This is a genomic window from Paenarthrobacter sp. 10L412, from assembly GCF_056395565.1.
On the sequence record NZ_JBFTJT010000005.1, the window covers coordinates 50,704 to 65,616 of the forward strand.

General features: G+C 61.7%; 12 protein-coding genes and 2 tRNA genes. 6 read left to right on the top strand and 8 right to left on the bottom strand.

Annotation, left to right across the window (positions count from 1 at the left end):
• The first annotated feature begins 8 nt into the window (after positions 1 to 8).
• Together AC1DD7_RS06890 and AC1DD7_RS06895 are read left to right on the top strand one after the other, a co-directional pair.
• Positions 9 to 986, top strand: a complete 978-nt coding sequence (locus AC1DD7_RS06890; RefSeq protein WP_477514356.1) for an acetamidase/formamidase family protein — start codon at positions 9 to 11, stop codon at positions 984 to 986.
• The gene (locus AC1DD7_RS06895) at positions 979 to 2,403 is read left to right on the top strand and encodes a dihydroorotase (RefSeq protein WP_477514357.1); all 1,425 of its coding nucleotides are present in this window, start codon (positions 979 to 981) and stop codon (positions 2,401 to 2,403) included. The genes AC1DD7_RS06890 and AC1DD7_RS06895 overlap by 8 nt, the downstream gene beginning before the upstream one ends.
• 110 nt (positions 2,404 to 2,513) lie before the next feature.
• On the opposite strand, the gene AC1DD7_RS06900 is transcribed toward AC1DD7_RS06895, so the two are convergent.
• The 7 genes from AC1DD7_RS06900 to AC1DD7_RS06930 form a co-directional block, all read right to left on the bottom strand.
• The gene (locus AC1DD7_RS06900; protein WP_477514358.1) at positions 2,514 to 3,353 is read right to left on the bottom strand and encodes an aldo/keto reductase; all 840 of its coding nucleotides are present in this window, start codon (positions 3,351 to 3,353) and stop codon (positions 2,514 to 2,516) included.
• 120 nt (positions 3,354 to 3,473) lie between these two features.
• Complete coding sequence (locus AC1DD7_RS06905; protein ID WP_477514530.1) at positions 3,474 to 3,926, bottom strand: hypothetical protein; 453 nt, start codon at positions 3,924 to 3,926, stop codon at positions 3,474 to 3,476.
• A gap of 8 nt (positions 3,927 to 3,934) precedes the next feature.
• The gene (locus tag AC1DD7_RS06910) at positions 3,935 to 4,576 is read right to left on the bottom strand and encodes a bacterial proteasome activator family protein (RefSeq protein ID WP_477514359.1); all 642 of its coding nucleotides are present in this window, start codon (positions 4,574 to 4,576) and stop codon (positions 3,935 to 3,937) included.
• 79 nt (positions 4,577 to 4,655) lie between these two features.
• Positions 4,656 to 4,856 carry a YbdD/YjiX family protein gene (locus AC1DD7_RS06915; RefSeq protein WP_477514360.1) on the bottom strand — a complete coding sequence of 67 codons (201 nt, stop codon included), beginning with the start codon at positions 4,854 to 4,856 and terminating at the stop codon, positions 4,656 to 4,658.
• On the bottom strand, positions 4,853 to 7,180 hold the full coding sequence (locus AC1DD7_RS06920; RefSeq protein WP_477514361.1) for a carbon starvation CstA family protein: 2,328 nt from the start codon (positions 7,178 to 7,180) through the stop codon (positions 4,853 to 4,855). The genes AC1DD7_RS06915 and AC1DD7_RS06920 overlap by 4 nt, the downstream gene beginning before the upstream one ends.
• A gap of 153 nt (positions 7,181 to 7,333) precedes the next feature.
• Positions 7,334 to 7,876 carry a PadR family transcriptional regulator gene (locus AC1DD7_RS06925; protein WP_477514362.1) on the bottom strand — a complete coding sequence of 181 codons (543 nt, stop codon included), beginning with the start codon at positions 7,874 to 7,876 and terminating at the stop codon, positions 7,334 to 7,336.
• A 63-nt stretch (positions 7,877 to 7,939) separates the two neighbouring features.
• The gene (locus AC1DD7_RS06930) at positions 7,940 to 8,923 is read right to left on the bottom strand and encodes an NAD(P)H-quinone oxidoreductase (protein WP_477514363.1); all 984 of its coding nucleotides are present in this window, start codon (positions 8,921 to 8,923) and stop codon (positions 7,940 to 7,942) included.
• Between the two features lie 102 nt (positions 8,924 to 9,025).
• Here AC1DD7_RS06930 and AC1DD7_RS06935 point away from each other — a divergent pair.
• Positions 9,026 to 9,116, top strand: a tRNA-Ser gene (locus AC1DD7_RS06935).
• Between the two features lie 201 nt (positions 9,117 to 9,317).
• On the top strand, positions 9,318 to 10,103 hold the full coding sequence (locus AC1DD7_RS06940) for a VOC family protein (RefSeq protein WP_477514364.1): 786 nt from the start codon (positions 9,318 to 9,320) through the stop codon (positions 10,101 to 10,103).
• 169 nt (positions 10,104 to 10,272) lie between these two features.
• Here AC1DD7_RS06940 and AC1DD7_RS06945 read toward each other — a convergent pair whose 3' ends face one another.
• Positions 10,273 to 12,258, bottom strand: a complete 1,986-nt coding sequence (locus tag AC1DD7_RS06945) for an FAD/NAD(P)-binding protein (RefSeq protein ID WP_477514365.1) — start codon at positions 12,256 to 12,258, stop codon at positions 10,273 to 10,275.
• Positions 12,259 to 12,318: 60 nt separating this feature from the next.
• Here AC1DD7_RS06945 and AC1DD7_RS06950 point away from each other — a divergent pair, with 60 nt between their 5' ends.
• Together AC1DD7_RS06950 and AC1DD7_RS06955 are read left to right on the top strand one after the other, a co-directional pair.
• Complete coding sequence (locus AC1DD7_RS06950; RefSeq protein ID WP_477514366.1) at positions 12,319 to 14,610, top strand: prolyl oligopeptidase family serine peptidase; 2,292 nt, start codon at positions 12,319 to 12,321, stop codon at positions 14,608 to 14,610.
• Between the two features lie 144 nt (positions 14,611 to 14,754).
• Positions 14,755 to 14,842: transfer RNA gene (locus AC1DD7_RS06955), tRNA-Ser, on the top strand.
• The last annotated feature ends 71 nt before the right edge of the window (positions 14,843 to 14,913 follow it).

Sequence of the window (14,913 nt, forward strand, 5' to 3'; positions counted from 1 at the left end):
AGGCACCAATGAATGAAACGAAGACGCTGCAAAAAGTGCCGCGCGTCGGATTTGGCAACGCCTCACTCTTCTTTGAGTCCGCAGCCAAACCAGAACTTACCGTCGACCAAGGCGAGCATTTCTGGCTGGATGCGCGCAGCCTGCTTACCGGAGGCCTTTTCGAGGAGACCGGGGAGTACGAAAAGCTGTCCATCCCTGTCACTGGTCCTATCGCCGTCCGCGGAGTGAACGCGGGCGATATTTTGCGAATAGACATCCACGAAATCAGGATCGACCCTCGCGGTGCGATGGTGACTCTGCCAGGACGGGGCGGGTTCACTGACGGCCTGGGGCGGGCAGGCCACGTGGTGGAGATCGTGGACGGGCATGTTGTGTTCGACGAAGACACCGTCATTCCGGTCCGTCCCATGGTGGGGAAAATCGGAGTGGCACCTGTGGGCGCCGGCCCGAACTCCAGCACGGTGGGAATCCATGGCGGCAATATGGATTGCAAGGACGTAACAGCAGGTTCCGCCGTCGTGATCCCAGTCCAGGTAGCCGAGGCGATGGTGTACGCCGGTGACCTTCACGCCGCGCAGGGCGATGGCGAGTGCTCACTGACGGCGGTCGAGGTCGAAGGCAGCGTGCGGCTCTCCTGCGCAGTCGTTTCCCAGTCCACACTTCCAGCTGCAGCGAAACCGACGGCCCGCAGCCAGCGGCCGGTAGTCCTCAGCGGCGGTTCGGTCATCACAATTGGCGACGGCGACACTCTGGATGAGGCGGCGAGGCTCGCCTTGGACGACATGCTGGAACTTCTCCAAACCGACAGGCAATGGTCACGGGAGAAGACCGCGATGCTGCTGAGCGCCGCCGCGGACGTGTCCGTTTCGCAGCTGGTCAACGCCCGGGTCTCGGCCAAGGTCACGCTTGCCTCCCGCTATTTCGGCACTGAACCCTTCTCCTTGGAAACTCCCGACACTACGAATGCGCAGGTCTCTCATGTTTGATCTCCTCCTGACCAATGGATTGGTCGTCACGCCCTCGGGTGCTGAACGCCTTGACATCGGCATAGTCCAAGGCAAGATCGTGTCCCTGCGCGCCACCGGAGTCGGCACGCCCGATGAAGCCCGGCGCGTGTTGGACCTGAAGGGTCAGCTGGTGGTTCCCGGCGGAGTCGATCCGCATGTGCACACCAACTCGGTACTTCCCACCGCGGCGGAGAGCGGCATCATGTGCTTCGGCCCTGACCGGGTGAGCGAGGGCGCCATCTATGGCGGCACAACCACGCTGGTGGACTTCGCCCACTGGAAGCCAGGCGACGAATTGTCTGAGTCGTTCGCCCGGAAATCGGCCGAGTGGGCCGGTTCCACCTACACGGACTACGCGCTGCACGGGACATTCAAGGAGCCCGAAATCCCCTTCGAGGTCCTGGAGCAGATCCCCGACGCGGTGGCCGGGGGCCATGGCAGTTACAAAGTGTGGATGACGAATACGACGCCGACCCGGCCCAAACAGAAAACTGACCTGGGCAATATGTGGGGGCTGATGGAGCAGACGGCAGCTGCCGGAGCAATGCTTGCCGTGCATGCCGAGGACGATGACATCGTGATGTACTCCTACAAGAAGTTGCAGCGCGAGGGCAAGATCGGCATCGAGTACATGCACCATGCCCACAACAACTTGTCCGAGAAGCTCTCCTTCCAGCGCGCCATCACGCTGGCTCATCATGTTGGGGCTCCCATCTATTTGATGCATGTCAGTGCGCGCGAGGGCGTAGATGCAATCCGTGAAGCCCGGGGACGCGGCCAAGCTGTTTATGGAGAGATCCTCCCGCATTACGCATACTTCACCGCTGACGATTACCGGCAGAAGAACGGCGCGATCTATCACACGTACCCGTCGCTAAAGTCGGAGACGGACCGGGATTCAATGTGGGAGTCGCTGCTGGAGGGCTCGCTCAGCACCCTGGCCACCGACGGCGTCTGCACAGACCTTGACGTCAAGACGCGTGGAAAGACGATCCTGGACGCAACCGGGGGCCATGCTGGGGTGGAGATGCGCATGGCCGTGGCGTACACAGAGGGAGTCTCAAAGCGTGGATTGGACCTGACACGGTTCGTTGACATCACCTCTGCCAACGCCGCGAAGATCCTCGGCCTCTACCCACAAAAGGGCGTCATCGCCATTGGGAGCGACGCGGACCTGGCAGTTCTGGACACCACGGTGGACCGCCGGATCACCGCCTCCGACCTCCACGAGGCGGACTACACGCCGTGGGAGGGCTACCGTGTGGCGGCGTGGCCAAGCATGACGGTGCTGCGCGGGACTGTCATGGTGGAAGACCGGAAGTTGCTGACCGGGCCTTCTGGCTCACTGCTCAAACAACGGGTGTCCAGCGACGTGCTCAACCGGCCGGCCTGCTGACGCAGAATGTGAGGTGCCGGGCGCGGCCAGGCAAGTACCGGCGTCGGGTGTTAAAGGGCAGGTGCCCCGCCCCGGAGTAAGGGATGGGGCACCTGCGTCAGGCTTCGGGTTTATGCGAAGTCGGAGACTGCCGGGTCGGGGCCGATGCGGCCTTCGGCACCACGGTCCAGGCCATTGATGGCCTCGACGTCGGCGTCGTCCAGCTTCACGCCCAAGGCGGCAAAGTTCTCCTGGATACGGGATTCCGTAACGGACTTGGGGATCACGACGTTGCCGATGGCCAGGTGCCATGCGATGACGACCTGGGCCTGGGTGGCGTCATGCTTGGCTGCGATTTCGGCCACCGTGGCGTTCTCCAACAGTTCCCCACCTTGGCCAAGAGGCGACCAAGCCTGCGTCAGGATGCCCTTGGATGCGTTGAACTCGCGAAGGTCAGCCTGGTTGAAGAACGGGTGCAGTTCCACCTGGTTGATGGCCGGAACAACACCGGTTTCATCGATGAGGCGCTGCAGGCCTTCCTTGGTGAAGTTGGAAACACCGATGGACTTGATCCGACCGCGCTTCTTCAGCTCAATGAGGGCCTTCCAGGTGTCCACGAACTTGTCCTGCTTGGGCTGCTGCCAGTGGATGAGGTAGAGATCCAGGGTCTCAAGGCCCAAGCGGTCCATGGACTCTTGGAAAGCGGCCAGCGTGGACTCATAGCCTTGGTCGGCGTTCCACAGCTTGGTGGTAATGAAGATTTCTTCCGCAGAAAGGCCAGAGGAAGCAATGGCGCGGCCTACACCAGACTCGTTCCCGTAAATCTTTGCGGTGTCGATGTGGCGGAAGCCCGCTTCGAATGCCTGGCGGACAACTTTTTCGGCTACATCGTCTTCAACTTGCCACACCCCGTAGCCGAGTTGGGGGATGGTGTTGCCGTCGTTGAAAGTAAGTGTTGGTGACGAAGTCATGTGTGCCATCCTGCCAGCAAAGGGTTGCCTGAGGCACCAAATATTACAGAGATCAGCTATCCGCTTAACTGCTTGCAATTTGGAAATACAGGCGAGCGCCAGTATTTGCACACGCTTCCTTTATTGGGTGCCTTGAGCCCGCAGTTGGCGTTCGGCGTCGGCAACCTGTTCGAAGACCGATTCCGCCCTACGCCTAACGGACAATGCGCCCACAGGGACGGGTCCAACGGCCAGCCGAAGCATGGCCGCTGCCTCTGCTGTGGTGGCCAAGGAATTTCCAGCTTTGGACAAAGCGCGGTGAACGCCGGCGAGGGAACCAGGAACGTCCAAGCCATCGCTCGGCGCCCTCTTTTGGGCTTCCACGCAGATGCTCCTCACACGAGGCGACAATTCAGCCAGCTCATTCGCGATCTCCACGAGCTCGTTGTAGAGCTGGTCGTCGTCGACACCCTCAAGAACCTGGTGGTACCGGTCCAGTCCGCGGTGAAAGCGATCGTGGGCGCGGCGCCAGAGTCCCTTGCCGAGCTCAAGATCGTCCTTCCGCCCTTGTCGGACGGCCCCAAAGAAACCCACGGTCAAGCTCAGAGGTACTGGCCCGGGCCATGGTCCGGATCTTCTGGCCGGCCCTGGGCGGCCGCACCGGGAACACCCGGTGCAGCGGCCCTCTGGGGTTGACCATTTTCGCCGATGACAATGCCCGGTGCAATGACGGTTCCCGGCGGAAGCTGACGCAGTTGCATCTGCGCTTTCGCGGCCTGTTGTGCCGCGACAGCAGCCTGAATGCCGTGGAAAAGTCCCTCCAACCAGCCGACAAGCTGGGCCTGGGCGATACGAAGCTCTGCGTCCGTGGGCGCCTTTTCATCGGGGAAGGGAAGGCTGATGCGTTCCAGTTCTTCGATGAGCTCCGGAGCCAATCCATCCTCGAGTTCCTTGATGGAGCGCTCGTGAATCTCTGCGAGCCGGCCACGGGCGGCATCGTCCAGAGGCGCACTTTTCACCTCTTCAAGGAGCTGGCGGATCATGGTGCCGATCCTCATTACCTTGGCCGGTTCGTCAACAAGTTCCTGGAGGTTCGTGCCCCTGGGCTTGGCATCCTTGGCGGGTACGGCATCGCCGGAACGCTGTTCACTGGGCGTGCTGGTGCCCTCGTCCAAGGTGGTTCCCTCCACGGGGGTGTCGTCCGAAGCCTCATCCGTGGGCTGAATGTCGTTCAGATCGCTCATCCGTTCATACTCTCATGCGCTTTGCGGGAACCGAGGTCCAGGACCGGATTTTGGACTTCGTTCATAGCGAAACTGCACGTCAGCAGCAGCGGCCCTGGGGATTGCTGTCCTGCCGGTCCATCCGGTCCCGCCAGAACTCGCGTTCTGTCATGGCAGGACCGGAGTGACCCGTGGACGTGAAGTGCTCAAGGTACTTCCGGTAAGCGTCTGCGCCCATGAGCGAGCTGATGTACGCGGCAAAACCTCGAAAACACCTCAGGCCCTTTGCTATGGAAATCACTGGTGATGCCCGGCCTTTTGTGTCCGCTGCGCGGCCGGCAAGGCATTCCATTCGGCCAGCAAATCCTTCTCTGCGGAGGTCGGGAACAGCCCGGCAGGGGCAAAGACCTTGGAAGGCAAAGCCGGATCCTCGTGGTCCTTCCCGCCACCGGCACGGAAAGCCCTGACTGTCGCCACCACTGCAGTGATGATCACAATGATGCTCAAAGCGACAAAGATGACCGAAAGCACGCCTTGAATCGCAGTATTGCGGACCACCGCTTCCATGGCTGCGACTGTCTTTGCCGTCCCGAATTGCGTTTTGCCATCTGCCAGGGCTTTCGCAAATGCCTGGTTGTTGGCGAAGTAGCCCACTGCCGGAACCGGCGAGAAGATCTTGTGGAAGCTGGCCGTGATGGTGACAACGGCTGCGAAGGCCAGGGGCACTGCCACTATCCAGAGGTAACGGAAAGCCCCGCGCTTGGCCGCGATGGCCATGCACACTGCCAGGGCAATCGCAGCCAGGAGCTGGTTTGCGATGCCAAACAAGGGGAAGAACGTATTGATGCCGCCCAGGGGATCCGTAACGCCAAGCAAGAGTACCGCACCCCATGCTCCCACCATGATGGCCGTGCACAGCCAAGCACCCGGGCGCCATGCGGGCTCCTTGAACCTGGGCACGAAGTTGCCGATGGAGTCCTGCAGCATGAAACGGGCAACGCGGGTTCCTGCGTCCACGGCCGTGAGGATGAAGAGTGCCTCGAACATGATGGCGAAGTGGTACCAGAAAGCCATCATTGCCGGGCCGCCGATGAACTGCTGCATGATGTGGGCCAGGCCGACCGCCAAGGTAGGGGCTCCACCCGAGCGCGAAATGATGCTCTCCTCTCCCACGTCCTTGGCAGTCTGCGCCAGAAGGTCAGGAGTGATGTTGACGTTGGCCAGGCCAAGGCTGTTCACCCACTGGGCAGCCGATTCAACCGTGCCACCGGTAAGTGCCAGTGGCGCGTTCATGGCGAAATAGATGCCGCGATCGATCGAAATGGCAGCTACCAGCGCCATGATGGCCACGAAAGACTCCATCAACATGCCGCCGTAGCCGATGAAGCGGGTCTGACGTTCCTTCTCGATCAGTTTGGGAGTGGTTCCCGACGAGATGAGTGCATGGAAACCGGACAAGGCACCACAGGCGATGGTGACGAAGAGGAACGGGAAGAGCGCCCCGGAGAAGACCGGGCCGTTCTCACGGCCAGCGAACTCACTGAACGCCGGGACGCTGATTTCCGGGCGAACCACGATGATGGCGACAGCGAGCATCACGATCACGCCGATTTTCATGAACGTAGACAAGTAGTCACGCGGCGCAAGGAGCAACCACACAGGCAGGATGGCCGCGATGAAACCGTAGACGATGAGGCCCCAGGCGATGGTGACCTTGTCCAGGTGGAAGAAGGCCGCGCCCCATTCGGTGCCAGCCACGGCACCGCCACCAATAATGGCTGCCATCAGGAGAACGAAGCCAATGATGGAGACTTCCATGACCTTGCCCGGACGAAGATAACGCAGGTAGACGCCCATGAAGAGTGCAATGGGAATTGTCATGCCCACCGAGAACACGCCCCACGGGCTTTCACCCAGGGCGTTGACCACCACCAAGGCAAGAATGGCCACGATGATGATCATGATGAGCAGCGTTGCCACGAGCGCCGCAGTGCCACCAATGACACCGAGTTCCTCGCGGGCCATCTGGCCCAGCGAACGGCCACCACGGCGCATGGAGAAGAACATGACCAGGTAGTCCTGCACCGCACCGGCAAGAACGACGCCGATGATGATCCAGATAGTGCCGGGGAGATAGCCCATCTGTGCTGCAATGATCGGACCCACCAACGGTCCCGCGCCTGCAATGGCGGCAAAGTGGTGACCAAACAAGACGTTGCGGTCAGTACGGACGTAGTCCTTGCCGTCGGCCTTGTATTCGGCCGGAGTGGCGCGGCGGTCATTGGGCTTGAGGAGGTACTGCTCAATGACCTTCGAGTAGAAGCGGTAGCCGATCAGGTAGGTGCACACGGCTGCGAAAACAAACCAGATGGCGTTGACGGTCTCGCCGCGGACCAATGCCAGCATGAACCAGGCCACGGCCCCCAGCAGGGAAATCGCCGCCCAGATTGCGATCCTCGCCGGAGTCCACCTTCGGTCATCGGCCTCCAGAACAGACTCGTCCACGGCGGTTGGGGGCAGCGTACGATCGGCGCCCTTCTCTTCTTCTGTTCGATCAACTTCTGTTCGATCGAGTTCTGCTCGGTCAAGTTCCGTTTGGTCAGGTTCTGTATGGTCAGGGGTCATGCCCGTGTCTCCTCCTTGAGAACTGCTGCGGTGGTGGCCGCGGGTGCGCTGAACAGTCAGGGCACGCTAACAAAGAGGACATACAGAACGTGCAGGTGACACCGGAACGCCCATGGTCCTGCGATAAGCGGTAGTACCCCTGCGGTGGGCGTACTAACTGAGCCCTCTGTTGCCCTGCGACTGGACCATGCGCGCCTCACAAAGATCCAGCCAGCGCACTTCCGCCTCGGCTTGAAAGATCAGGGAATCGAGCACCAGGAGCCATGCGGTGTCTGAGGAGCGTTGGTTGGCTGAGACGGCCTTCCGCGTCTGCGTATGTTCTTGCAGGGCGCGAACGGAAACTTCGCGTTGGGACTGGATGACAGCCGAGGCGTCCACGCCCGGCAGTGTCACGGCGAGCGCCAGCTTGATCGCAATTTCATTCCGCGGCGGGTTGTCTCGGTCCACCGCTCCCTCAAACCAAGCCGCGACCTCCTCCACCCCGGCGTCCGTGATGCTGTAAACGACGTGGCCGCCGCCGTCGTCGCCGTCGTTGCTGACGAGGCCGTCGCGCTCAAGCCGGTCCAGCGTGGTGTACACCTGACCGATGTTCAGCGGCCAGGCGGCACCCGTGCGGTCCTCGAACTCGACGCGCAGCTCATAGCCATACCGGGGCTGGTCCTGAAGCAGGGCAAGCAGACTGTGCCGGATGGACATGAGGCTCCTCGCTACTGGGGGGTGGTTGGCGGACGTCCTGCGTGGAAGGGGCTGCTGTGACTGTTAGAGGAGCAGGAGGACCTTTCCTACGTGCTCTCCGGAATCAAAGTATTCATGTGCCTCGCGGACCCGATCCAGCGGAAATGATTTGGCCACCAGGGGCTTGATGCGGCCATCAGCGAGCATCGGCCACACGGACTCCCGTACGGCGGACATGATGATGCCCTTTTCGGCCACCGGGCGGGGTCGAAGGGCCGTGCCGATCACGGCGGCGCGCTTGCTGAGTAGTTGGCCCAGATTTATCTCGGCTTTGGTTCCGCCCTGCAGGCCGATGACGATCAGCCGGCCGTAGTCGGCGAGCGCTTCGATGTTCTGTTGCAGGTACTTGGCGCCCACGACGTCGAGGATCACGTCCGCGCCTTTGCCTCCGTTTTGAGCCTTGAGGCTTTCTGGGAAGTCTTCCTCGTTGTAATTGATGGCGATGTCGGCACCGAGGAAGGCCTTTGCTGTGCCAACTTTTTCGTCAGAGCCGGCGGTGGTGGCTACCTTTGCCCCGTACGCCTTGGCGAGCTGGATGGCCATGGTGCCGATGCCGCCGGTGGCGCCGTGGATGAGGACAGTCTCCCCGGGTTGTAGCTGGGCCGTCATGACGAGGTTCGAGTACACGGTTGCCGCCACCTCGGGCAGTGCCGCAGCGGTGACCAGGTCTACGCCGTCGGGTAGTCGCAGTACTTGCTCTGCGGGCACGGCGACCTGCTGGGCATATCCCCCGCCCGACAACAGCGCCACTACTTTGTCCCCCACTGAGAATGCTTTGGTGACTCCTGGGCCGAAAGCCGCGATGCGGCCGGAGACCTCCAGCCCGGGAATTTCCGAGGCCCCTGGCGGCGGTGGGTAGAAGCCGCGGCGCTGCTGGACGTCGGCACGGTTGAGGCCAGCAGCTACGACGTCGATCAGTACTTCGCCCTCGCCCGGCACCGGTGCCGGTACGTCACGGACTTCGAGGACTTCGGGTCCGCCTGGTTCGGAAATAAAGACGGCTTTCATGACGAACTCCCGGTTTCTTGCTTGTACATCCAGGCCCGGGGCAGGGACTGGAGCACGTGATGTTTTGGAACAGCCAACTCCCTATGAAACACTACTAGGCAGGGAAGGTTGTCCGAGCGGCCTAAGGAGCTGGTCTTGAAAACCAGTGTGCGGTAACCCCGTACCAAGGGTTCAAATCCCTTACCTTCCGCCAGCAGATGCCCCGGGTTCACGAACCCGGGGCATTTTCGGCGTAAAACCGGGGCCAGATGTTGGACTCTCATCCGGATCTGAGAACTGACACCCAGAAAATCATTGAAACTGTCATAGCCCCCGCATAGTGTTCTGCTTGTCCTCACAACCGCCGACAAACAGCCGTGGCTTTCGCCGCGGAGCAAACACAGGAGCCTCACTTATGCCTACGCCTGACATCACCACCGGCGCACCGTGCTGGATTGATCTGATGACATCTGATACGGAAAAAGCCAAGTCCTTCTACAGCGCACTCTTTGGCTGGACTTACCAGACGGGCGATCAGGAGAAGTACGGGGGCTACATCACAGCTTCCAAAGATGGGCGCATGGTTGCGGGCATCATGCAGAAGCAGGAAGACATGGGTGCCATGCCGGATGTGTGGTCAACGTACTTGCGCACGGACGACATCAAAGCCACCACCGAGGCCGCTGCCGCCAACGGTGGCCAGGTCTACCTCGAGCCCATGGATGTTCCCGAACAGGGCAGCATGGCCATGTATGGCGACTCTTCAGGTGCCTCAATCGGAGCCTGGCAGTTCGGTGAAATGAAGGGCTATGAGGTCGCCGCAGAGTCCGGTGCCCCGGCATGGCACGAGCTACTCGCGAAGGACTACGAGTCGGCCGTCAACTTCTACCAAAACGTCTTCGGTTGGGATACTTCGGTCATGAGCGATACCCCGGAGTTCCGCTACACCACTCTGGGGGCTGGCGACGATGCCAAGGCCGGGATTATGGACGCAGCCGGTTTCCTCCCGGAGCAGGTTCCATCCATGTGGAGCGTGTACTTCGCGGTTGACGATACCGACGCCACCGTGGAACAGGCCACAGCCCTGGGCGCTACCGTTATGGAAGCTGCAGAAGATACTCCCTTTGGACGGTTGGCCACGTTGTCGGACCCTACAGGTGCCGTCTTCAAGGTGATCCAGAATATGACGCCAGCCAGCTAAACCACTGAACGCCCGGTTCCTGCTGGCTGCCTCCCGAGCAGAGGCAGCCATCAGGACCCGTGCAGTGCCGGTTACTCCTTAGCCAGCTCGGGTTCCTCCCCGCGCTTGGCGTCCTTCTCGAGCCGCGCTTGGAACTCCTCATAGCGAACCAGATGCGCAGCAAAAGCAGCTAGCTGCCCAGAATGCTACGAGCGATTTCGTCCGCATCCCGCAGGGTTCGCTGGCCGCTGGCGAAAGCCTTCCCTGTCGCTGGACGCGCCTCTGCGGCAATGGCTGTTCCCCACTGGGTGGCCGACAATTGCAGGCCCAAAACATACATCCCCCGGGTCACAGAGCCGTTGGACGCCACAGGCCGATACGGGTGCGGTTCCACATCCAGTCCCGTTGTCTGCACCGGCGTACCCTCGGCGCTCATCATGATTTTGGTTCGGACAAGGCCGTCGGCCATGAGTTGTTCCAGGAGTGGAGAAATATTCATGCCCACCCGGTTGGCCGGCGACATCGCTTCAATCAAAGTGGGCGCCTCGGCGGGCTTGTCGTGGACCCACGGCGAAACCGCCCGGAAAACCTTGGCGCTTCTATCCACGCTGAACTTCGGGTCGGGCCCAACGAAACCAACGACGCCGGCACGCGCCAAAGCAGCCAGCTGCTCCGAACGCAGTGCCGGGGCCCCGCTCGCAAGGCCTTCGACGAACGATTCGAACCATCCTCGCAATTCAGCGACCCACGATTCGTCCGTGATACCACCATCAGCCACAACGGACTTCAGGATCGCCCTGCCCGTGTGCAGGGCGCCAATTGCCATCTTCACGGGATCCGCTTCGCCCAGTGCCGAGCGCCGTGCATCGTCGTCAAGATATGCCGTTACCGCCAGATCCAGTTCCCGGCGGGACGCGAACGTCCGGCCGGCCAACGGCGCAGCGAGCCCGCGGACATTGAGTCGGCGGGAGGCAACCACATGCTTGTCCACCAAGGCTGCGACATCGCTTTCCCACTTGGCCGTGGTGTGGGCGTGGGGCTGCAAGGCATCTTCGAGGTCTGCGAGGAACTGCGCTGCATCGCGAATGGCAGCAGGCTGGGACCTGGCCAAAGTGGAGTAGTAAGCCCACAAGGCGTCGCGGTGCAGGAGCGGCCAAAGATCATGGTCGAATCCCGGCTGGATACCGGCTGCCCTGAAACGGTCCACCGCCGCCTCGGTCAAGTAACGCATGGTGATGCTGCTGGGGTAATACCCAGTCAAGCCGGCCTTTGCCCGGTACGGGGTTCCGCGCCGGGACGCTGCGATGATCTTAGGTTCCCTGCCAGACGGCCGGTACTCGAGAACTCCGGCTCCCGGTGCGCCGGCTTCGACGAACTTGCCTCCGCGCCCCTCAGTCAGCTGGCCCATGACATCGAAGAAATTCAGTCCCATCCCACGCACCAGGACGGGCTCGTTATCCGGCACCCGCTGCCAGTCGACGTCGGCCGGCGGTGCAGGCGGGAAATAGAGGAGGCCGTGTTCATCGGCCGCCCGTTGGAACGAACGCTGCTCGGGATTCAAACGGGACTCGATATGCCCGAGCGCGAGGACCACGGAGCCGACGGTGAGCGTAGAGCCGTCGGCGAGTTCGACGTCGAACGCTTGCCCAGTTGTGATGCCTGAGCTGGCCGGGACCGGGCGTGCCGCTACGGCCGACGTCTCATGGAAGGTGACCTCCACGCCGTCGGGTATTCGCTGAAGCAGCTCTGCCAAAGTCTGCCGCAGGTACCGTCCGTAGAGCGCCCGGCTGGGAAAATCGTGGGACTCGAGTGTGGCCAACTCCGCCTTTTCGGCATCGTCCAGGCCCTCTCCATCACGACGTCGGGCAGCGCGCCACTGGTCGAAGGAACCGCCTGCGAGGGGCGGCGCGAGCTTGGGGTCTTCAGGGATGAGCGTCGGATAGAACGCCTGCGTGTTCATCAGGTACAGCCTGGACTGCTCCGGCTGCCACACATGGCCTGACGCGGCAGGAAAAGGATCCACAACGTGGATGTGCAGTGTGCGGGACCCTGTATCGGTCCGGTTTGCGCGGCTGGTGGCCCCCGCAGCCCAATTCGCGAGCAACCGCTCAAGGACACTCGTGCCCCGGGGGCCGGCCCCAATGAGGGCAACACGATTGATTTGCGATTTAGCCACGCTCAAGCCTAACTTCTGCGTGACTTGCTTCCAGTTGAAAAGTGTTGCTTGGATGGGGCGATGACCACCACAGAAGCTGATCAGACGCCCCTTCCTGACAATGACACGGATCTGGAGACCAAGTCCGGGCCTCGCCACGCTGCGACCATTGCGCCCGAGCCCACGGATGAGAACGTGTGGTTGGAGGACATTCACGGCGAAGAACAACTGGCCTGGGTCCGCGAACAAAACGCGCGAACCGAGGATTTGCTGGAGGACGCAGACTACGCAGCGGTTGAAGCCGGCATTCTGGAGGTCCTGGACTCGACGGACCGGATTGCCATGGTGAACAAGCGCGGCGATTACTACTACAACTTCTGGAAGGACCAGGAGCACCCCAAGGGCCTTTGGCGGCGGACGACGTGGGAGAGCTATGTTTCCGAGGCACCCGAATGGGACATACTGCTGGACATCGATGCCCTCGCCGCCGCAGAAGGCGTCGAGTGGGTGTTTCATGGGGCCGGGTTCCTCCGCCCTTTGGACGCGGACACGTACCGCTTCGCGATGGTATCGCTGTCTCCCGACGGCGGCGACGCCAACCGCCACCGCGAGTTCGACGTCGAATCCCGCACCTTTGTTGACCCTGCCGCTGGCGGATTCGATCTGCCCACGGCAAAAGGCAACGTGAGTTGGCTGGATGCGGACACACTGCTGGTCTCCAGTACGGCAGAGGGGTTGCCCGCAACCACCTCGTCGTACGCCCGAACCGGCGTGAAGCTGCGTCGCGGCCAATCCCTTGCCCAGGCCGAGCGGATCTTCGACATCCCCGAAGACCACATGCTGGCCATCGTGGCTCACGATTCAACCCCGGGCTTCGAACGGACCTTCGCCGTAGATTACATCGACTTCTATAACCGCAAAACGTGGCTGTTGCGCGACGACTCATGGGTCGCAATCGACGTGCCCACCGACGTGAACATCAGCGCCCACCGCGAATGGCTGATGTTCCGCCCGCAGAAGGACTGGGACGTTTCCGGCACTACGTACCCAGCCGGTTCCTTGCTCGCCGCGGACTTCGAGGGCTACTTGGCTGGATCGCGGCAATTTGTGGTGCTGTTTACCCCCGATGATCACACGTCGCTGCAGTCATGGAGTTGGACCAAGGACTATCTACTGCTCAACCTCCTGCGCGACGTCTCTTCCGAAATCAGGGTGCTGGACCCTTCCCGTGTGGATTCCGACGCCGGCTGGGTCGCCACCGTACTGGACGCGTGCCCGCCGCTTCACGACGTCAATGCGTATGCCGTGGACGACGAAGACGATTCCGGGGCTGGCTCGGCCTCCAGGGCCGGAAATGACTACTGGTTGGTCGCCACAGGTTTCACTACGCCAACTACCCTCACGCGGGGGACCCTCACGGCAGGGGCGGTGGCTTCATCCGGCGTGGCTTCATCCGGCAACCCGACTGCGGGCGTTGCCAGCCAGCATGCCGTGGTGAAGCGATCGCCGTCGTTCTTCAATGATGGCGACTATGAGGTCCAGCAGCATTTCGCTGTCTCAGCGGACGGGACCAAAGTCCCCTACTTCCAGGTGGCCTCCAAGGATCTGGTCCTCGATGGACAAAATCCCACGCAGCTTTCCGGCTATGGCGGATTCGAAGTTTCCCGTACCCCCGCCTACAGCGGCACCATTGGCAGGGCTTGGCTGGAGCGTCGCACTTCCGCTGCTGCCTTGGCTGACGGTCCCGGCTCGCATACACGCGGCGGCGTGTATGTTGTGGCGAACATCCGTGGCGGCGGCGAATACGGACCCTCGTGGCACCGGGCCGCGCTGCAGGAAAAGCGGCACCGCGCCTACGAAGACTTTGCCGCCGTGGCACAGGACCTGATCTCCCGCGGCGTGACCAGCCGCCGTCGGCTCGGTTGCGTGGGCGGCTCAAATGGCGGGCTGTTGGTGGGCAACATGCTGACCCAGCACCCCGAATTGTTCGGTGCGGTGTCCTGCGGCGTGCCATTGCTGGACATGCGCCGCTACACCAAACTCTCCGCAGGTTATTCATGGATCGCGGAATATGGAGACCCAGACGTGCCCGAGCAGTGGGAGTTCATCCGCACCTTCTCGCCATATCACCTGCTTCACGACGGCGTCGAGTACCCCGAAACCTTCATTTGGACTGCGACCTCGGATGATCGGGTAGGCCCCGTCCAAGCCCGAAAGATGGCAGCGCGGATGCAGGCAATGGGTATCCCGAATGTCTGGTTCCACGAAGCCCTCGAAGGCGGACATGCCGGCGCCTCGGACAACAGGCAGGCAGCCGCACTCCAAGCCCGAAGCAACCACTTCCTCTGGCGTGTACTGGCCGGGAGCAACTGAGGTTCCGTTTCGATGGCCCGCTGCACGTAAGGCCGTGCGAACGGCACGGCCAGCAGCGAGTCATCGAAATGGGCAGCCGATCGACGGCGGTTTTGCACTGGAAGGCACGTTCTGCGTATCCTTGGTGGGCTAGCAATAGCAAATGGAGACGTGCCAGAGCGGCCGAATGGGCTTCACTGCTAATGAAGTGTGGGGCACAACTCCACCGGGGGTTCAAATCCCCCCGTCTCCGCGAATGGGTCCCGGTTTTCGAACCGGGACCTTTTGCGTTTAACGGCCAGGGCCTACGCGAGCGCTGGCTAA